This is a genomic window from Rhodococcus sp. NPDC004095 (assembly GCF_053604015.1).
Map to the genome: position 1 here is coordinate 148,749 of NZ_JBSGGS010000011.1, position 18,853 is coordinate 167,601.

13 protein-coding genes are annotated in these 18,853 nt (G+C 71.1%); 4 read left to right on the plus strand and 9 right to left on the minus strand.

Going from position 1 to position 18,853, the window contains the following annotated elements; translation table 11 throughout:
- The first annotated feature begins 105 nt into the window (after positions 1 to 105).
- Together ACWEPG_RS21600 and ACWEPG_RS21605 are read left to right on the plus strand one after the other, a co-directional pair.
- Positions 106 to 1,392, plus strand: a complete 1,287-nt coding sequence (locus ACWEPG_RS21600) for a T3SS (YopN, CesT) and YbjN peptide-binding chaperone 1 (protein WP_452595268.1) — start codon at positions 106 to 108, stop codon at positions 1,390 to 1,392.
- A gap of 148 nt (positions 1,393 to 1,540) precedes the next feature.
- Entirely contained in the window at positions 1,541 to 2,137 is a 597-nt protein-coding gene (locus ACWEPG_RS21605; RefSeq protein WP_452595269.1) for a T3SS (YopN, CesT) and YbjN peptide-binding chaperone 1, read from the plus strand.
- Positions 2,138 to 2,268: 131 nt separating this feature from the next.
- Here the strand turns inward: ACWEPG_RS21605 and ACWEPG_RS21610 are convergent, their stop codons facing one another.
- Genes ACWEPG_RS21610 through ACWEPG_RS21625 form a run of 4 tightly spaced genes read right to left on the minus strand, consistent with a single transcriptional unit; the run spans position 2,269 to position 6,278 of the window.
- Positions 2,269 to 3,012: a glycerophosphodiester phosphodiesterase gene (locus ACWEPG_RS21610; RefSeq protein ID WP_452595270.1), complete on the minus strand. Its 744-nt coding sequence runs from the start codon at positions 3,010 to 3,012 to the stop codon at positions 2,269 to 2,271.
- Positions 3,012 to 4,379: an ABC transporter substrate-binding protein gene (locus ACWEPG_RS21615; RefSeq protein ID WP_452595271.1), complete on the minus strand. Its 1,368-nt coding sequence runs from the start codon at positions 4,377 to 4,379 to the stop codon at positions 3,012 to 3,014. Before ACWEPG_RS21615 ends, ACWEPG_RS21610 begins: the two co-directional genes overlap by 1 nt.
- Positions 4,380 to 4,428: 49 nt before the next feature.
- Complete coding sequence (locus ACWEPG_RS21620; RefSeq protein ID WP_452595272.1) at positions 4,429 to 5,298, minus strand: carbohydrate ABC transporter permease; 870 nt, start codon at positions 5,296 to 5,298, stop codon at positions 4,429 to 4,431.
- On the minus strand, positions 5,298 to 6,278 hold the full coding sequence (locus ACWEPG_RS21625; protein ID WP_450114228.1) for a carbohydrate ABC transporter permease: 981 nt from the start codon (positions 6,276 to 6,278) through the stop codon (positions 5,298 to 5,300). Before ACWEPG_RS21625 ends, ACWEPG_RS21620 begins: the two co-directional genes overlap by 1 nt.
- A gap of 311 nt (positions 6,279 to 6,589) precedes the next feature.
- Here ACWEPG_RS21625 and ACWEPG_RS21630 point away from each other — a divergent pair, with 311 nt between their 5' ends.
- The gene (locus ACWEPG_RS21630; RefSeq protein WP_452595273.1) at positions 6,590 to 7,417 is read left to right on the plus strand and encodes a DeoR/GlpR family DNA-binding transcription regulator; all 828 of its coding nucleotides are present in this window, start codon (positions 6,590 to 6,592) and stop codon (positions 7,415 to 7,417) included.
- Complete coding sequence (locus tag ACWEPG_RS21635) at positions 7,417 to 8,094, plus strand: HAD family hydrolase (protein ID WP_452595274.1); 678 nt, start codon at positions 7,417 to 7,419, stop codon at positions 8,092 to 8,094. The genes ACWEPG_RS21630 and ACWEPG_RS21635 overlap by 1 nt, the downstream gene beginning before the upstream one ends.
- A gap of 184 nt (positions 8,095 to 8,278) precedes the next feature.
- Here the strand turns inward: ACWEPG_RS21635 and ACWEPG_RS21640 are convergent, their stop codons facing one another.
- The 5 genes from ACWEPG_RS21640 to recC all read right to left on the minus strand — a co-directional run bounded on the left by ACWEPG_RS21640 (position 8,279) and on the right by recC (position 18,585).
- Positions 8,279 to 9,361, minus strand: coding sequence for an ABC transporter ATP-binding protein (locus ACWEPG_RS21640; RefSeq protein WP_450114231.1), 1,083 nt, complete (start codon positions 9,359 to 9,361; stop codon positions 8,279 to 8,281).
- A 141-nt stretch (positions 9,362 to 9,502) separates the two neighbouring features.
- Positions 9,503 to 9,985 (minus strand): hypothetical protein, encoded by a 483-nt coding sequence (locus tag ACWEPG_RS21645; RefSeq protein ID WP_452595275.1) that lies wholly within the window; start codon positions 9,983 to 9,985, stop codon positions 9,503 to 9,505.
- Between the two features lie 82 nt (positions 9,986 to 10,067).
- Positions 10,068 to 11,900 carry an exodeoxyribonuclease V subunit alpha gene (gene recD / locus ACWEPG_RS21650; protein WP_452595276.1) on the minus strand — a complete coding sequence of 611 codons (1,833 nt, stop codon included), beginning with the start codon at positions 11,898 to 11,900 and terminating at the stop codon, positions 10,068 to 10,070.
- Positions 11,897 to 15,301, minus strand: coding sequence for a UvrD-helicase domain-containing protein (locus ACWEPG_RS21655; protein ID WP_452595277.1), 3,405 nt, complete (start codon positions 15,299 to 15,301; stop codon positions 11,897 to 11,899). The genes recD and ACWEPG_RS21655 overlap by 4 nt, the downstream gene beginning before the upstream one ends.
- Positions 15,301 to 18,585: an exodeoxyribonuclease V subunit gamma gene (recC, locus tag ACWEPG_RS21660; RefSeq protein WP_452595278.1), complete on the minus strand. Its 3,285-nt coding sequence runs from the start codon at positions 18,583 to 18,585 to the stop codon at positions 15,301 to 15,303. Before recC ends, ACWEPG_RS21655 begins: the two co-directional genes overlap by 1 nt.
- Between the last annotated feature and the right edge of the window lie 268 nt (positions 18,586 to 18,853).

Genomic DNA, 18,853 nt, shown 5'->3' on the forward strand with positions numbered 1-18,853 from the left:
GTCAAGGATGTCGGTGCCCCGCGATAGCGTCGTCACAAAGGACGCGAGGCACTCCACCGAGTGCATCGATCGTCCGGGGAAGCCGCAGCACGACAGGGGGTTCTGGTGTCCGAGGTGGAAGTGTTCGACGAGGCCGTCGACGCGTCGTGGCGGGTGTTTCGCTCGGCCCTGGCCGACCACCTCGCGACGATGAGCGCCGACGACATCTTCATCGTCGGTGCGGCGTCCGCGGACTACTCGAAGCTGGCCGTGACGCTCGACTACTGGCTCGCGCAGGATCATCTGGTGTGCTTCGCCCGGGTGGACGGCTTGGCTGGCAATCGTGACCTCCTCGACCTGGCACGCACCGGAGATTGGCGGCCCGTCGGTACGGACGAGCCCGACACGGTCCACCTCGGCATCCCACAGCGGCTCGCGGACCTCGCCGCGGTGAAGGCGGTGGCGATGCTGCGTGACGTGGCCGGCATTCCGCACCCCAGCTTCGTGCACGCCCGCACCTCGGCGGGCCCGTTGGCGTTGACGCCGGCGATGGCCGACGTCCCCGAGGAGCCGGCGCCGATGGTGCTGCCCGAACTCGACCATCCGACCAACCCCAGCGAACTGCACGAGGCCGTCGCGCGGGCGCTGGCGTGGAAGTTCGGCTCCCCGCCCGTCACCGACGAGGACAACGACTTCCCCGTCATTCTCGACGGATTCGCGGGGTACGTGCTCCCCCACGCCAAGGAGCCGCAGGTCCGGATCCTGGTGCCGCTGCTGCGCGACGTCACCGGCCGCACCCGCGCCGCCGAGGTCCTCGCAGACCTCAACTCGCAGCTCGCGTTCATCCGCCTGACACTGACCGCCGATCAGGTCAACGCCGTCATCGACGTGCCGGGGCTGCCGTTCTCCCACGAGCAGTTCGGCGACCACCTCGACCGGATGACCACCTTCCTCCGGGGCCTCGACGACCAGTTCGCCCACCGACTCGGCGGCCGATTCTGCGACGAATCCCGCGCCACGGAACCCGAAGCCGCGTTCCCCGACCACGAATGCGAACCCGACCTGCCTTCGGGACTGCTGACTCTGATCCAGCTGGACCCCGACGGAATCGGAGCACTGAACGCCGAGCAGGTCGCCGACGTGTGCGGCCGCGATCGCGACACCATCCTCGAATACCTGCGGATCAGCGAGGAACAGGTCGTCGAGTGGCGGGGCAACACTGTCCTCGCCTACGAATCCGACGACGCCGATGACGACGAACGCGAGATGTGTGAAGACGAGGCCGCCGGATGGCAGCAGACCGTCGACTCGCTCCGCGCCGCCCTCCGCTTCGTCACCCTCGGCGCACCCCGCCGACCACGGCAAACGGAACTCTTCGACCTTGAACCCGACCAGCCCGACCTGTTCGACTGAACCACTCCCCACCACAGACCCCGAGGTCCGGAAAGCCGCACACCAACCCGGCCACCCCGCCCGCCCGTGCCGCGCTACGGTGTACGCGCACACCCGCACCAGACAGCGCCTCGCCCCACACCCGGCCGGCGCCGGAGAAGAGGACGCCATGACCGAGCACGACCACACCGACGACCAGCCGCTGCAGCTCGACGGCACCTACGCCGTCGCCACCGAGGACCGCGACCAGCTGCACGCGCTGTGTGTCCGTGCGCTGACCGAACTGCTCGGTGAGGCCCCGGAGACCGACGAGGACGGCGACATCGTCATCCCCGTCCACGGCTTCGGCGTGTTCGTCACGGTCGCCGACGACGGCCCGCAGCTGCACGTGTGGTCCTCGCTCCTCGACGGGCTCACCGACCGCGCCAAGGCCGCCGAGCAACTCGTCGAGCTGGCCCATGAGTGGCCGCGCCTGCGCTTCGTCCTCGACGACGGACACTTGCTGGCGTCCACCATCGTCGACGCGGACCCGTTCGCGCCGCAGCACCTGCTGAACCTGGTCGACGAACTCCACGACCTCACCCACGAACTGGACGACGACTTCGCCGACCGCTTCGGCGGCACCCTCGACTGCGACGCCGACGACGACAGCTACGCCGGCGAATGCGGAGCCGGGGGCTGCGGCTGTGGCGACTGCGGATGCGGCGACGCCGGTGACGCCGGGGACCTGGGCGACACCATCCCCGTCGGAGCACCGCAGGCCTAGCATCCTCCGAGGCAGGCCACCGACGGACGAGCGGATCGCCTCTCATCGCAACGCCGAACCGGCGCCGACACCCGTGAGTGTCGGCGCCGGTGGCGTCTGCGCAGTGCGACCGAACGTGGGACGCGAGCTGTCTAGCCCTGGCGCACGAGCTGTCGCGCCTCGGCCAGCCACGCGACCCCAGCGCGCGGGTCGTCGACGGTCCCGCTGACCAGACCCCATTCCAGGCCCTGCCGCACATCGCCGATGCTGCGGACCGGCCACGCACCCACCGCGTAGCCGGCGTCCTGCATCCGCCGCACCACGTCGACGGTCAGCCCGTCCCAGCCGCTGTAGAACGTCGACGCCCCGATCGCCTCGAGCACCGCCTCGATCCCGTCCGGGTGCCGCTCGGCGTCCGGGTAGCCCATCGTGATGAGCCCGCGCGGCACGTCCGGGGCGAGCTCGCGCAGCCGCAGCAGCGCCTCCGGAAGGAAGCTGGTGAACTGGATGCGGCGGGCGTCGTCGGGACGTGCCGCGACGATCCGCGCGACCTCGTCGACCGCCGAGGTGGCCTTGATCTCCACCTGCAGGGTCACGGTGGTCGCGTCGATCACCTCCTCGAACGTCGGAACCCGCTCCCCCGCACCGACATCCACCGCACGGATCTGCTCGTAGGTCAGGTCCGCGACCGGGCCGAGGCCTCGACCGGACTCGTCGGCGGCGCGGCGATCCAGGGTGGCGTCGTGCACGATGATCGCCACGCCGTCGGCGGAGAGCCGCACGTCGAATTCGAGCTCGTGGACGCCGATCTCCTCGGCGAGCCGGAACGAGGCGATCGTGTTCTCGGGGGATTCGGCCATCGCGCCTCGGTGGCCCACCACTGCATACGAGGTCATCACGCCACCAACTCCTGGTACTGGGCACGGATGTCGTCGGTGTCCTTGCGGATCACCTTCGCGGCGGCGGACAGCACCGTCGCCGGGTCGGCGTTCTCGGTGTACATCTTCTGCATGGCGTTGCGGGCCTCGATGATGGTCGAGGACACGTAACGGCGGACCGGGTCGGGCTGGCGGGCGATGTCGAGTTGCTTCACCGCGAGCCCGTAGTTGGGGCTCTCCGCGATCTTCTTGGTCACCACCGCCGACGCGGTCGCGCCCGGCGTCGCGGGCAGGTAGCCGGTGCCGACGGCCCAGTCCGCCGCCTGCTGATCCTGCGCCAGGAACTCGATCAGCTTGGCGGCGGCCGCCTTTCGCTCGGGGTCCGCGTTCTTCAGGATCGACAGACCGGCGCCACCCGTCGGGACACCGGGCGCCTGCGCGGTGGGCATGAAACCGGCACCGACCTCGAAGTCGGCCTTCATCAGGCCGGTCAGCGCGCCGGTGGAGTTGGTGATGGTGGCGGCCAGCCCGTTGGTGAAGTCGGTGGCGTAGTCCTGCGCCAGGTAACCCATCTTGTCGTCGTTGATCAGCGCGCGGTCGAACTCCGCCGCGGCGACCGCCGCGGGCGAATCGATGGTCACGTCCAGGCCGTTCGACATGGCGGCGCCGTAGTTCCACAGCAGGCCCTGCAGGTACCAGTCGTCGGCGCCGGTGTAGGCACGCATGGCGACCTTGTTGCCGCGGTAGCTGCGACCGTTCACCTTGTGGCCCCACTCGCGGAACTCGTCCCACGTCTGCGGCGCCCGGTCCGGCAGGCCGGCGTCGGCGAAGATCTGCCGATTGAAGTAGAACAGCGGCGTCGACCGCCCGAACGGCACCCAGTACGACGCGCCGCGCACCACACCCTCGTCGAACAGCCGCTGGTGATAGGTGCCACCGTTCCAATTGCTCGTGAAGTAGCCGTCGAGCGGTTCGATCATGCTGGACAGGAAGAACTTGTTCCACGACACGTCGGAGAACACGGCGATCTCGGGAATCTGCTTCGCCTGCAGGCCCGCCGACAGCTTCTCCGTCACCCCGTCGTAGCCCTTGAACTGCTGGACCTCGGCGTAGATGTCGGACTGCGATTCGTTGAAGCGGGTGACCAGGCCGGTGAACGCGTCGTGGTTGGTACCGGACCACGGGCTCCACACCACGACGTTGGTGCGGCCCGCGAACTGGGCCGGGGGTGCGACGTCGGGCTGCGCGAAGCCGCCGCCGGAGCCGGACCCGCCGGGCGAGCCGCACGCGGCGAGGACCGGGACCGCGGCCGCGGTCATCCCGGCCAGGGTGAGGAAGCGGCGGCGGCTCAGCGACACCGCGCCGGGACGCGAGAACACGGACATGAGGGAACTCCTCGGGATCGTGAGGGTGGGGGTGAGGGGTGGGGCGGTGTCAGTTCTTGACGGCGGCACCGGCCAGGCCGGCGATGATGTACCGCTGGGCGAACAGGAACAGCAGGAGCATCGGCAGCACCACGAGGACGGTGCCTGCCATGATCGGGCCCCACTGGTCGACGCCCTCGGATTCCTTGAGGAACATCAAACCGATGGGGAGCGTGCGCATCTGGAGCGAGTTGGTGACGAGCAGCGGCCAGATGAAGTCGTTCCACTCGTCGATCACCGCGATGAGGGCGACGGTGACGACGGCGGGCTTGGACATCGGCAGCACGAACCGGGTCAGCCGGCGCAGGTGCCCACAGCCGTCGAGTTCGGCGGCCTCGAGCACCTCCTTGGGCAGGGCGAGGAAGTGCTGCCGCAGCAGGAAGGTGCCGAACGCGCTGGCCAGCCCGGGCAGGAAGATGCCGGCGTAGGTGTTGATCAACCCGAGGTTGCCGATGGTGATGTAGTTCATCAGTAGGGTGACGTGCCCGGGCACCATCAGCGCGCCGAGCACCGCCAGGAAGATCACCCGCTTGAACGGGAAGCTCAGGAACGCAAAGGCGTACGCGCTGAACACGGCGAGGAGCACCTTGAGCGTGGCGCCGCATGCGGTCACGATCACCGAGTTCACGAAGATCTGCCCGAACGGCACCGCGTCCCACGCGCGCCGGAAGTGGTCGAGGACCAGTTCGGACGGGATCCACTGCAGCGGCCACCGGTAGATCTCGTCCTCCGGTTTGAACGCCGAGCTGAACATCCAATAGAACGGGATCAGGAACAGCAGGCCGACGACGATCAACACCAGCAGCCCGGGAAGGCCGCGGAGTCGACGTTTGGTCGCGGCATCACGCCGCTCGGCGGTGGTCGTCGTGGTGATGGCCATCAGTAGTGCACCTTCTTCTCCACGTACCGCATCTGGACCGCGGTGACAACCAGCAGCAGCACGAACATGATCATCGCGCCCGCCGCAGCGGTGCCGGCCTTGAACTGCATGAAGCCCTGCGAGTAGATGAACCAGCTCAGCGTCGTCGTGGCCTCGCCGGGCCCGCCGCTGGTCATCATCGCGATCAGGTCGAACGACTGGAAGGCGCCGATGACCTGGGTGACCGCGAGGAAGAACGTGGTCGGAGACAACAGCGGGAAAATGATGTGCCGGAACGTCTTCCACTTCCCCGCCCCGTCGAGACGAGCGGCCTCGAGAACGTCGCCGGGCAGCGACTGCAGCGCCGCGAGGTAGACGATGGCGACGAAGCCGACGCCCTTCCAGACGGCGACGATGATCAGGGCGGGCAGTGCCCACTGGCTCGACGTCGTCCAGTGCGGGGAATCCATGCCCAGCGCGGAGAACACGACGCGGGACAGGCCGTAGTTCGGGTCGAACAGGAACAGCCAGATCGCCGCGACCGCCGCCCCGGACAGGATGTGCGGCGAGAACGCCAGCGCCGAGACGACCCGGCGCCCCGGGATCCGGGCGGCGAAGAGCAGCGCGAGGGCGAGGCCGCCCGCGAGGCTGATCCCGACCACCGCGACCACCCACACCGCGGTGATCCGCAGCACGCGCAGGAACGACGGGTCGGTGAGCAGCGTTGCGTAGTTGTCGAATCCGACGAACGTCGGGCTCGGCGCGATCATGTCCCAGCGGGTGAGGCTGAGGTAGGCGTTGCCGATCACGGGCCAGTAGGCGAACACCGCGATGAGGGCGAGGTTGGGGAGGGCGAACAGCGCGAACAGCAGGTACTCGCGCCGGCGCCGCCGGGAGCTGCCGCCGCGGCGCCGCACGGACGCCCTCGCACGCTCCGGCTCACGCGCGGGCGTCGGCATCGGTGTCGGTGCCGCCGCGGGGCGCTGCATTGTCAGGGACACGGCCACAGACCTTTCCTGGGTATCACTCGGGTGTTATCTACGAGCTCGGCCACCGCAGATGTTGGCACTCGTCCCGGGCGCGGTCAAAAGCACCGACGGCACCCGTTTCACGCCGGGAGAGCAACGACGATCACGCCTAATAGTGGTGCTGTGCAGGCAGTTTGACGCATGATCCGACACCGGGACACGACGGTGGACGCCCACGGTTCCACGGTCGTCGGGGAAAGCTTCGCGGCGCGTTCACCGACCATTCATCACAGTCGCGTTGTTATGAACGGGTGCCCACCACAGACGACAAGTGAGGACAGTTGATGGCGCAGCGGTCGATCAGCGATACCCGGCAGGAACGCCTGGACGCGATCCTCGAATGCCTACTCGCACAGCAGGATGCGTCGGCGCAGGCGCTGGCCGCCCGATTCGGGGTGTCACTGATGACGGTGCACCGCGACCTCGATGAGCTCCAACGGCGCGGCGTCGTCCGCAAGTTCCGGGGCGGGGTGAGCGTCCAGCGCACCAGCACGTACGAGATCGCGGCGACACTGCGCCGGCTGATCGCGGTGCCGCAGAAGCGGGCCATTGCCGCGGCCGCGTCGCGACTCGTGGAGCCCGGCCAGTCGGTGCTGCTGGATGATTCGACGACCGCGGCCTCCATGCTGGACCATCTGCTCGACGTCGAGGACCTGCACATCGTCACCAACTACCTGCCGGCGATGTCGCGCATCGCGGCGGACGGGCGGGCGGCTCTGACCGCGATCGGCGGCACCTACGACGTCAGCCACGAGTCCTTCCTCGGGGTGGCCGCCGCGTCGGCCATCCGCGGCGTGCGGGTGGACACGGTGTTCTTCTCCACGACGACCGCCGACCTGGACGGCACCTACCACCAGGAGGAGTCGATCGTCGCGGTCAAGACCGAGATGATCCGGTCCGCGCGCCGCCGCGTGCTCCTGATGGATGCGAGCAAGCTCGCCGGGACGTCGCTGCGCCTGGTGTCGGACTGGTCGTCGATCGACGACCTCGTCACCGACACCGCCGCCCCCGCGGGCCTGCTCGACGCACTGCGCTCGCGGGGCGTGACCGTGACGGTCGCCGACCCGGAGGACACCGTGTACCAACTGTTTTCATCAGATGAGGAGAAGTAGTGATCGAGCTCGACACCGCCGTGCAGGCGGTGCTGTGGGACATGGACGGAACGCTCGTCGACACCGAACCGTACTGGTTCCGGGCGGAGACCGAGTTGCTGGCCGCGCACGGTATTCCGTGGAGCCACGAGCAGGCGACCGCCCTTGTCGGGAACGCGCTGCCCGACTCGGCCGCCGTGATCCGGGCGGCGGGGGTCGACCTCGGGATCCGCGAGATCATCGACACGCTGCTCGCGTCGGTGATCGCCCAGGTGCGGGCCGAGGTGCCGTGGCGTCCCGGGGCGCGTGAACTACTCGCCGACGTCCGCGCCGCCGGCATCCCCTGCGCGCTGGTGACGATGAGTGAGCGTCCCCTGGCCGCGGAGATCGACCGTCTGCTGCCCGCGGGCACGTTCGAGTTCCTGGTCACCGGCGACATGGTCACCCGCGGCAAGCCGCACCCGGAGCCGTACCTCCTGGCGGTCGAGAAGCTCCGCGGCACGCGGGCCGCCGTCACCCACGACCGGGTGGTCGCGATCGAGGACTCCCTGCCGGGGCTGGCGTCGGCGAAGGCGTCCGGGGTGGTGACGATCGGCGTCCCCAACATGGTTCCGCTGCCCGCGGATTCGGGGCACACCCTCTGGCCCACCCTGGCCGGCCGCACCGCCGCGCATCTGCACGAGCTCGTCGCCGGCTGAGCCTGGCACTTCGGCCGCCCGGCGCCCCGACCACCCCGCCCCCCATTCCCCGCCTGACCGAATGTGGGACTCGGACAGTTCAACTGACCGAATCCCACATTCGGTCAGCAAAAGGGGGCCGGTCAGCGAGGGAGGGGCGGACGCAGGAGGGGCCGTCCCGCCCGGGGACGGCCCCTCTACTCGTTTACGCGCTCAGGCGCATCCCGCTCTCATGATCGAACACATGCACCGCGTCGGGTTCGGGGCGTACCCGGATCGTCGAGCCGATCGGCATCGACCGATGGCCCTCCATCCGCACGGTCAGGTCGTGGCGCGTGTCGCCGGCGCGGACGTGACCGTAGACGAAGGCGTCGGCGCCGAGTTCCTCGACGACGTCCACCCGCATCTCCACGCCGGTGCCGTCGGTGCACAGGCGCAGCGACTCGGGCCGCACGCCGACGGTCACCGACCGGGCCGAGGAGGCGCCGAGGACGCCGCGCGCGATCGGCACCGTCAGCCCGGCGAGGTCGGCGCCGCCGTCGGTCAGCGGCAGGTCGAGCAGGCTCATCGCCGGGGAGCCGATGAAGCCGGCGACGAACCGGTTCGCCGGACGCAGGTACAGGTTGCGGGGCGTGTCCACCTGCTGCAGGACGCCCCCGTCGAGCACCGCGACCCGGTCGCCCATCGTCATCGCCTCTACCTGGTCGTGGGTGACGTACAGGGTGGTGACGCCGAGCCGCCGGGTGAGCTGCGCGATCTGATTGCGGGTCTGCACACGCAGTTTCGCGTCCAGGTTCGACAGCGGCTCATCCATCAGGAACACCTGCGGCTGCCGCACGATCGCCCGTCCCATGGCGACGCGCTGGCGCTGACCGCCCGAGAGCGCCTTGGGCTTGCGGTCCAGGTACGGCTCGAGGTCGAGCATCTGCGCCGCCTCCCGGACCCGGCGCGCGATCTCGTCCTTCGGCGTCCGGGCGATCTTCAGGGCGAAGCCCATGTTCTCCGCGACCGTCATGTGCGGGTACAGGGCGTAGTTCTGGAACACCATCGCGATGTCCCGGTCCTTCGCGTCCACGTCGGTGACGTCGCGGTCGCCGATCAGCAGGCGGCCGTCGTCGACGTCCTCCAGCCCGGCGAGCATGCGCAGCGAGGTGGTCTTGCCGCAGCCGGAAGGTCCGACCAGGACGAGGAATTCGCCGTCGGCGATGTCCAGGTCGAGGGCGTCGACCGCGGGGCGGTCGGCTCCGGGATAACGGCGGGTGAGGCCGTCGAAGGTGACGGTGGCCATGAGCGGTGTCCTTTCACGGGCAGGAACGTGCCCGACGATCCGTGGTGAAGGGGCGAGATGCCCGGCCGCCATTGCATCGCGCCGACGTGAACGCCATCTGGTCGCGAGGGGTCACGGGGGCGAACAACACCAACCGACCGCTCACACCGCTCCCCGGACGTGGCGCCCGTCGGGTTCAGTCGAGTGGCCCCGGATCAGGGCGATCGCGCCGTCCCGGTACGCCTCGGTCGGTCGCACCGCGACGCGCTGGGCGGGATCGAACGCGATCCACCCGAGGGTCACGGTCAACGCGGCCACCAGACGCTGCACCAGGCCGACGGTGTACTCGGCGTCCGCCGGCGCCGGGTCGGCGAGCAACCCGATCCGCACGGCGTCGCCCATCACCGTGACGCGCAACCCGATTCGCTCGTCGACGAGCGAATCCGCGCCGTCGAACGAGCCGGGTGTCAGGTCCGCGTGCACCAACCGCACGCAGTTGTGGACCACCCTGGTGAAAGTGGTGTCGTCGCCGTCGAGGCGTGCGAACTGACGGGCCTCGAGGTCGAAGGCCGCGTCGAATTCGCGGTCGAGTGGGTGATCGCGGTGCCGCGGCACGACGAAGACCACGTACTCGGTGTATCCCATGTGCGTCTCCCCAGTTTGTCTGTACCTGGTTCGATGCAGCCACCACGCCAAAGGTTCCCGTCGAATCCCACGCTGTGGACAGCTACCCCAACCGCAGCCCGCTCGCGCGGCGCACGTTCCGGGTCACGGCCGCCCGGACGGCGTCCTCCGTGCCGATGATGCGGACCTTCTTCCTGGCGCGGGTGATGGCGGTGTAGAGCAGTTCCCGGGTCAGCAGCGGAGAGTTCGCGTCGGGCAGGATCACGGACACGGTGCCGTACTGGCTGCCCTGGCTGCGGTGGATCGTCATCGCGTAGACGGACTGCACCGACGAGAGCCGGCTCGGGTGGATCAGCAGCGGCCGGCTGCCCCGGGCGAACGCGGCGATCAGTTCCCCGTCGTCGCGGCGGACCACGACGCCGGTGTCGCCGTTGTAGATCTGCGCGTCGTAGTCGTTGGCGGTCACGAGCAGCGGCCGGCCTGCCGACCAGCCGTCGGGGTCGAGGCGGTGTCCGGTCGCGGCGCCGATCCATTCGAGAGACGCCCGCTCCCACCAGGACACGCCGTACAGCGGCCGGTCGCGGTGGGCGCAGAGCAGCCGATGCTGCTCCGACAGCTCCAGCGCCGCCGCCACGTCGCCCGCCTCCGCGGCCGCCGTCACCTCCGCCGCGTTCGCCACCACCTGACGCCGCAGCGCATCCAGGTCGTCGGGGGCCAGGAACTCGATCCCCGTGCCGCCGGTGCGGAGCAGGTCGATCACCCGGTCCGGTTCCTCGTCCCGGACCGCGTCCGCGAGGGCGCCGATCTCCTCGTCGAACCGCCGGTTGCGATCGAGCCGGACGATGCCGCCCCGCAGCCGGTCCCGCTCGCCGGCGGCCCAGCGCGCCGCGCCGAGATCGGGGCCGACCGTCTGCTCGAGCAGCGGGTTCTCGGGCACGGTGACCGGACGGTCCACGAGGTCGGCGAGTACCGCGCCGGCGTCGACCGACGCCAGCTGGTTCGGGTCGCCGACCAGGATCAGGCGGGTCTGCGGTCGCAGCGCCTCGAGGAGCCGGCACATCATCGTCAGCGACACCATCGACGTCTCGTCCACGACGATCACGTCGTACGGCAGGTGGTTCCCGGCGTGGAACTTCGGACCGTTCCGGCCCCAGCCCAGCAATCGGTGCAGGGTGGACGCCGCCAGGGTGTCGGGGATCCCGAGGGCCGCGCCCTCACCCTGCACCGACTCCTGCAGGCGCGCCGCCGCCTTCCCCGTGGGGGCGGCCAGCCCGATCCGCAGCCCGTCGCCATGCAGCCGCCGCAGCATCGCCAGCACCCGCGCGACGGTGTACGTCTTGCCGGTCCCGGGACCGCCGGCAATCACCGCGGTCCGGTGGGTGGCCGCGACGGCGACCGCCACCCGCTGCCGGTCCGGCGCCTCCTCGTCCCGGAAGATGTCGGCGAGACCCGCGCGCAGCACGTCCACGTCGACCTCGGGGTGGTCACCGGCCCGGGCATCGAGCACGCGGCGGACGGTCTCCTCCTGCCGGTGGTACTTCTCCAGGTACAGCAGCGGACCGATCGGTGTGTGAACGAGCCGCAGCGGACGCAGCGGTCCGGCCTCGCCCCCGACGACCAGCGGGCTGGCGTTCAGCGCGTCGAGCAGTGCCGCCGGTTCCGGCCACGGCAACGCGTCGAGGTCGACCTCCGTCTCCTCCTCCGCGACCAGCGCGTCGACGCCCATGTCGCGAATCCTGTCCAGCTCCAGGCACACCGAGCCGGAGCGCACCGCCCGCACCGCGAGGGCCGTCGCCAGCACCGTGTCCTCGGACCGCTCCCCCGCCAGCTGCGCGAGCCGCAACGCGACGTGCACGTCCGCGGCACCGAGCACCCCCGCCTCGTTGAACGCCCGCAGCGCCCCCTGCCCACGCTGGGCCACCCACGCCTCGGTCACAGCCCCTCCTCCCCCGCCGGGTGAAGGGCCCCTCTGTTCGGATCAACCCAACGAAGGTGCCCTTCAGCCACCTCGGGTGCGGGGGCGCCGGCCAGCAGATCGGACAGGTCCGTCACCAGCGCGGCCGGCGGATGCCAGTCGAACACCCCGCAGCCGGCGGGGGTGTCCGGGCCGGCCATGCCCCGGACGAACAGGTACTGGATGCCGCCGAGATGCACCGCCGGGTCGTAGCCGGGCAGCCGCCAGCGCAGGTAGCGGTGCAGGGCAACGGAATACAACAGTGCCTGCAGCGGGTAGTGCGAGCGCATCATCTCCGCGGCCATCGCGTCGCGGGTGAACTGTCCGGTGGTCAGGTCACCGGGCGCGATCCGGTTGGTCTTGTAGTCGACCACCACGAACCGCGGCTGCTCGGGATCGACTCCCGGCAGCCGCAGCACCGCGTCGATGCTTCCGGTCAGGTAGCCGCGCAGCGGGGCCGGCCCGAGCTCGGCGAGCTGGTCGGCGTACGGGGCGAGGACGTCGTCGGCGGGCAGGTGCCGGCGCAGCAGGGCGACCGCGGCGTCGAGCGTCACCCGGTCCGATGCGGCGTCGCCTCCCGCCAGTGGCAACTCGAAGTCGAGTTCCGGCAACCGATCCGCCGGCGCGATCGACGCGAGAGTGTGCTTCGGCCCCAGCGGCGTCGCGAGGACCGGGAGCAGGGAGGCGGCGAGTGCGTCCGGGTCCACCCCGGCGAACCCGGCGGCCACCTCGTCTCGGCACCGCTGCCGGACCTCGGCGGCCAGGTCGGGGGCGGAGGTGTCGACGTACTCGAGGACGGCGTGCACGAGGGTGCCGAACGCGGCGCCGGCAGGAAGCCCGTTCATCGGGGAGGGCAGGTGGCCGTCACCGGTGTCGACGCCGACCGCGGTCAGCGGCGGTTCCTCCGGTTCGTCGTCGAGTTCGGGTGTCTCCGCCTCGCTGGACACCGGCGCGAGCGCGTGCGCGGCCGCGGTGATCGCCGTGTAGGACGTGCGCCGCCAGTCCGCGTCCAGGATCCGGTCGAACCGGGCCGCGACGAGCTTCTTCGCCTGCTCCTGCGGGGCGTTCCAGGTTCCGACGACGATCGGGTCCGGCGCGACCGGTTCGATCTCGATGCCGTCGACGCCGTCGGCCCAGCGGGAGAACAGCTGCGTGACTTCGGGATCCGCGGGAATCGGCAGCATGCGCGGCACGTCGGCCGCGCCGGGGGTGCGGGCGAGCAGCATCCGGTGCAGCGGCGAGGACGCCGTCGAGGAGGACGGCGCCCACCACAACACCAGCGCGCACTTGGCCCGCGTCAGCGCGACGTACAGCAGCCGCAGTTCCTCCCCGGCCTCCTCCTCGTCGTGTCGCTTCCGGCGTTCGGCGTAGCCGGGGCCGTCGGGCCCGCCGACGTCGAGGATCCGGGTGTGGGCGTCGTCGTGCAGCAGCAGCCGGTCCGGGGTCGGGATCTTCGCCGCGTCCCACCCGTACGGCACGTAGACGATGGGGTACTCGAGCCCCTTGGTGGCGTGCACGGTGGCGATCTGCACCGCGGCGGCATCCGAGTCGAGGCGGCGGCTGCGGTCGACGGTGCCGGACGTGGGGTCCCGCATCCGGTCGGTGAGCCAGCGGGTCAGTGCGGTCAGACCCAGGCCCTGCCCCACCGCGACCTCACCGAGCAATTGCGCGATGTGCCGCAGATCCGTCAGCAGGCGTTCGCCACCGACCCGGCCGAGCAGCCTCGCCTCGAGCCGGCTCCACGCGGACAGTCGCTCCACCATCGCCGCGAACCCGGCCGTCGCGAACACCCGCGCGAGATCCCGGATCCCGCCGCCGATCCGCGCGACGAGCTCGTCACCGCCGGCGTCCAGCTCGCTCGCGGTGTGCCCGAGCAGCGACGTCAGCGCCGCCAGCCGCACGCGATCGGCGCGGTGCGGCTGTTCGAGGGCCTGCAGCACCCACAACCAGTCCCGGGCGGCAGGTGTGACGAACACGCTGAGCCCGCCGACCGTGACCGCGGGGATGCCGGCGCGGTCGAGGGCGTCGTGGACGAGAGTGATCTGCTTGTTGGTGCGCACCAGCACGGCGACGTCGCCGGGCGCGACCGGTCGCGGTCCGGCGCCGAGTGGGTCGTCGGAGCCGAGATTGATCGTCGCACCCCCTTCGACGAGCCGCACCACGTCCGCGGCGACGTCGTCGGCGACCCGCGACCGCAGCGCGGCCACGAAGGGAAAACCGTTGCGGCCCAGAGGTCCCGCACCGGCGCGGGTCAGGTGCCGCAACCGGATCGGCGGCGCCCCGGACACCCGCGCGGTGGACCTCGCCGCCGACACGGGGTGCACGACGATGTCGGGGTGCCCGAGCGCGGCACCGCCCTGGACGTGGGCCAGCGCATCGAGCAGCGGCTTGTCGCTGCGCCAGTTGGTGGTCAGTTCGAGGGTGCGGGCCTCGGTGACGGCGTCGAGGTACGCGAAGACCTCGGCGCCGCGGAACGCGTAGATCGCCTGTTTCGGGTCCCCGACCAGGATCAGGGTGGCGTGCTCGTGGAAGGCGGCCCGCAGGATCCCCCACTGCAGCGGGTCGGTGTCCTGGAACTCGTCGACGAGTACCACCTCGAACCGTTCCCGCACCCGGCGCCGCGCGTCGGCGCCGTGCTCGGGATCGGTGAGCACGCCGTGCAGCAGGGCGGGCAGGTCGTTGAAGTCGCGGATGCCTGCGGCGCGTTTGCGCCGTTGCACCTCGACTCGGACGGCCTGCGCGAACGCGACCGCGTCCCCGGCGGCGGTGCCGTCGGCGTTCTGCGGCGCGAGGAGGGCCTGGGGGTCGAAGATGGCCCCCCGCGCCGCCTTTCGCGCCTCCTCGGGGGTCAGCGACGGGTCCGGGTCGCGGCCGAACCGGTTCAGGTACAGGTCCGAGATGGTCTCGGCGATCAACTCGGTGGCTTCCTCGACCAGTTCGGTGTCGGGGTCACGTTCCCCGGCGATGCCAATGCTGTCCAGCATGCGTTGGCAGAAGCTGTGCGTGGTCGCGATGGTGGCGGCGTCGAAGTTCGACAGCGCCTGCAGCAGCCGGCGGCGGCGCAAGGCCACCGTGTCCGCGTCGGCATCGGCGAGATACCGCACCAGCCGGTCGTCGGTGGACGCCGGGTCGGCGAGACCGGCGGCGACGTCGGCGAAGCGTTCGCGGGTGCGCTCGCGCAGCTCCTTGGTCGCGGCGCGGCTGAACGTCACCAGCAGCAACCGCTCGGGGTCCACGCCGCGTTCGGCGACGTACCGCACGGCGAGACCGACGATGGCGTACGTCTTGCCGGTCCCGGCACTGGCCTCGAGGACCGTCGTCTCCGACGGCAGCTCGCCGAGCAGATCGAACGCGGCGCGATTCGTGGTCGTCGCGGGCGCCATCACACCGTCCCCACCGTCTCGGCGGCGAGCAGTGGCGCCCACAGGATGCGGGCCTGCTCACCGAACCGGGTGCCTTCCGACCCGGCGGCGACATCGGCGGTGAGCACCGTCAGCGGCGCATCCGGCCCGTACAGGTAGCTCACGTGCTTGTCCTTCCCGTCACCGAACGGGCTGTCCCATTCCTTCTGGGCCGCGTCGACGGCGATCGCCACCGAGTCGCCCTGCGCGCGGCACTGCGCGTACATCGCGGTGGCCCCGGTCGCGATCGGCAGCGGTGCGCGAAGTCCCTCGTACCGCAACGCGATCAGCGCGGCGAGCTGCTCGCGGGCGTCGGCGGGGGCGACGATGTGCGACCGCCAGGCCGTCGGCCTGCGGGACCGTCCCTTTCCGGTGGTCTCGGCCCGCCACCGGCGGTCCGGGTTCGCGGCCGCCAGCGCCAGCACCTGCACCCACGCCGTGAGCCGGTGCTTCGGGCCGAGTTTCGAGAAGGTGGTGCGCGCGACGACGTCACCGTGGACCCCGTCGACGCTGCCGGTCAGCCGGAGTCCGCCCCCGAGATCGAGGTCGACGTCGAGTGTCTCGGGCGGCCCGGGCATCCGGCCTGCGGACGCGAGCACCCGCACCGTCTCCTCCACCTCACGCAGCGCCCGCTGCCCGAGCTCCGCGGGCGGCAGGGTTCCGCGACGCCATTCCGCGGCGCGGAAATCGGCGACGGCCGTGGTGATGTCGCGGTCGTCGGCGAGGACCGCGGCGAGCATCCGCTCCCCGATCGCCCATTTCGCGAGCGAGTCGAGTTCCAGGTCGAGTGCGTCGGCGATCTCCTCGTCCAGGTCGGCCAGCCGAACGCCGAGGCGCTGTTTGAGGAACCCCTGCGTCGGATGCACGACGAAGGCGATCAGGTCGGCGAGGTCCACGTTCCCCCGCTCCCGCTCGGTCAACGGCGACGGCAGCAGCCCGGGGTCCAGTTCGGCGGGATGCTGCGCGGCGAGGGCGCCGGCGAGGGCAGCGGTGTCGAAGCTGAACGGGGCGGAGAATCCGAGGGGCGTGTCCTCCCGGAAGTTGCGGGCATCGAACGGCTGCAACGGATGTGCGGTGACGGCGGCGCCGGGACGGCCGACCATCTCGTCGAGCACGTCCCGCACCTCGCTGAGCGGGATGGCGGGCGGGCGCACGGCGCCGCTGACCGGATCCCTGCCGGTGTAGAACAGCAGCAGCCGCTCCCCCGCCGCACCGATCGCGTCGAGCAGCAGCTGACGGTCCTCGCTGCGCGGATCCCGTTCCCCCGGAAGCGGGTTGCGACCGAGAACATCGTCGCCGTCGACGCCCGGACTACGCGGAAACGCCTCGTCGTCGAGGCCGAGCAATGCCACCACCCGGTGCGGGACCGATCGCATCGGCACCATCGTGCACACCGTCAACTCCCCGGTCCGGAAGTTCGAGCGGGTGGGCCTGCCGGCGAGCCGGGACGCTAGCATCGCGCGCACGTCGGCCAGCCGCAGCTGCGCGGTGCCGTGTTCGACCGCGGCGGCCAGTTCCCGCTTCGCCTGCCCGAGCTGCCAGGCGTCGCGCTCGCGCACGTCGACGAGCAGGTCCAGCGACAGATCCAGCGCCGCGGCCCACGCGTCGACGGACTGCGGTCCGGCGAGGCCGTACAGCGACTTGTCGAGCCGGTCGACGAACTCGGCGAGCCTGCCTGCGAGGTCGATGTCGCCGCTGTCCACCCCGCCGAGGGGCAGGGCGAGCCCCAGCCAGTCGCCGTCGGCGTCGTCGGTGGCGGCACCGAGCAGGATCCGGTCCAGCGCCGACCGGACGGTGTTCTGCCGGAATTCGGGCAGTCCGTGCGCGGCACGCTCCCTGGTACCGATGCCCCACCGGGCACCGGCGACGGTGATCCACTCCCGCAGCCGCTCGAGGTCGTCGTCGGAGAACCGGAACCGGCGGCGGACCGGTTCCGTGGCGGCGAGGTCGAGCACCTGGCTGGCGGCGACCCGGCCGTCGGCCAGCTCGAGCAGCGATGCCACCACTCCGAGCACCGGATTGGTCTGGTGCAGTGCGCGATCCGCCAGCCGCACCCGCAACGCGTGCCCGGGGTGCCCGACACCGTCCTGCCCGAACGCCGCACGGATCAGCGGCGCGTAGGTCTCCACGTCGGGGCACATGATCAGCACGTCACGGGGTTCGAGGTCGGGTAGTTCGGTGAACAGGTGCAGCAACGACTCCCGCAGCACCTCCACCTGCCGGGCCGGACCGTGGCAGGCATGGATCTGCACCGAGCCGTCGAGCGGGCGCCGGGTCGGTGCCCGGTCCGTGGCGAGGTCGGACTGCAGCGTGCCGAGCAGGGTGTCCGGGCGCGGCGGCGCCGGATGGTGTGCGTGCGCGACGGCGTCGAGCCTCAGCCGGCCCTGCAGTTCCCGCACGTCCCGCCCGAGGCTCGCCAGCAGCGGATGCCGGACCGCGAGGCCGCGCTCGTCGGCTGCGCGGGTGGCCGGTGGGTCGAGACCGGCGAGGGCGTCGAACATCGCCGGACTCGGATGCGGAATCCACAGGTGCACATCGCGATTGGAGGACAGTGCGTCGAGGACCTCGAGCTGGGCGGTCGTCAACCGGGTCGGCCCGAACACCGAGATCCGCTCGGGAAGGTCGACGATGCCGTGGCACTCCCGCAGCGCGGCACACGCCGGAGCGAGCCGTTCGGCGGGGCTCGGCGCGCCGAGGCGGTCGCGGAGCCGGCGCCACAGTTCGGCCTGCCACGCCAGGTCGGGCGGGAGCATCGCACCGGCGCCGTCGCTGTCGCGCCCGGCCGCCCAGTCGACGAGCATCGCGGGTCGCTGATCACCGTAGGCGCGGAACAGTTCGGCCAGGTGCGCGGCGGTGCCGTAGCGGCGGCCGGCGCGATGCCCGTCCGGGTCGTCCTGGCCGAGGTGTCGGGCCAGCACCGCGGCCCAGGGCTCGTCGAGGCTCGCGTCGATCACGTCCAGCAGCGTCCACAGGATCCGCGCGGGCTGCCAGGGGTCGGTGTCGGCGGTGGTGCCGGTGGCCGCGGCGAGCGTCTCGTCGACCAGCCTCGTCGGGGACGGGAAGTCGATGTTCGCCGCGACCCCGTCCGCCGCATTCGGTGCCGCGCCGAGCACAGCCGAAAGCCGTTGCGTCAACCAGCGTTCGACCCCTTTGGCCGGGACGGCGATCACCTCCCGCGCGAACGGATCCGCGAGCGGGGCGGCAAGGGTGCGCGAGAGGGTGTCGGCGAGCGTGTCCGACCGCTCGGCGCGGTGCAGTGTGAGCACGATCCCCCCATCGGTCGGTGTGCGGGTCGAGTCAGGCTTACCACAGGCCCCGGACACGACAGCGCCGCCGCGCGCCAGGTCAGGCGGGCATCCCACCCGATCCGGGTACTCGCCGCACCGCGACTCCGCCTCGGGTGCACACACCCTTTCCCTCGTCCACACCCCATCTGCACGCCCAATCTCCGTGTACACGCGGCAACGCCTGTGTGCACACGGCCGATCGCGGGCGCACACATCTTTTCCGGCATCCACCCCTCGGCACGCGCAA

What these genes read in the sequence shown, in the direction of transcription:
- ACWEPG_RS21605 (WP_452595269.1), top strand. Translation starts at nt 1,541, where the DNA reads ATGACCGAGCACGACCACACCGACGACCAGCCGCTGCAGCTCGACGGC.
- ACWEPG_RS21610 (WP_452595270.1), bottom strand. Translation starts at nt 3,012, where the DNA reads ATGACCTCGTATGCAGTGGTGGGCCACCGAGGCGCGATGGCCGAATCC.
- ACWEPG_RS21615 (WP_452595271.1), bottom strand. Translation starts at nt 4,379, where the DNA reads ATGTCCGTGTTCTCGCGTCCCGGCGCGGTGTCGCTGAGCCGCCGCCGC.
- ACWEPG_RS21620 (WP_452595272.1), bottom strand. Translation starts at nt 5,298, where the DNA reads ATGGCCATCACCACGACGACCACCGCCGAGCGGCGTGATGCCGCGACC.
- ACWEPG_RS21630 (WP_452595273.1), top strand. Translation starts at nt 6,590, where the DNA reads ATGGCGCAGCGGTCGATCAGCGATACCCGGCAGGAACGCCTGGACGCG.
- ACWEPG_RS21640 (WP_450114231.1), bottom strand. Translation starts at nt 9,361, where the DNA reads ATGGCCACCGTCACCTTCGACGGCCTCACCCGCCGTTATCCCGGAGCC.
- ACWEPG_RS21645 (WP_452595275.1), bottom strand. Translation starts at nt 9,985, where the DNA reads ATGGGATACACCGAGTACGTGGTCTTCGTCGTGCCGCGGCACCGCGAT.
- ACWEPG_RS21655 (WP_452595277.1), bottom strand. Translation starts at nt 15,301, where the DNA reads ATGGCGCCCGCGACGACCACGAATCGCGCCGCGTTCGATCTGCTCGGC.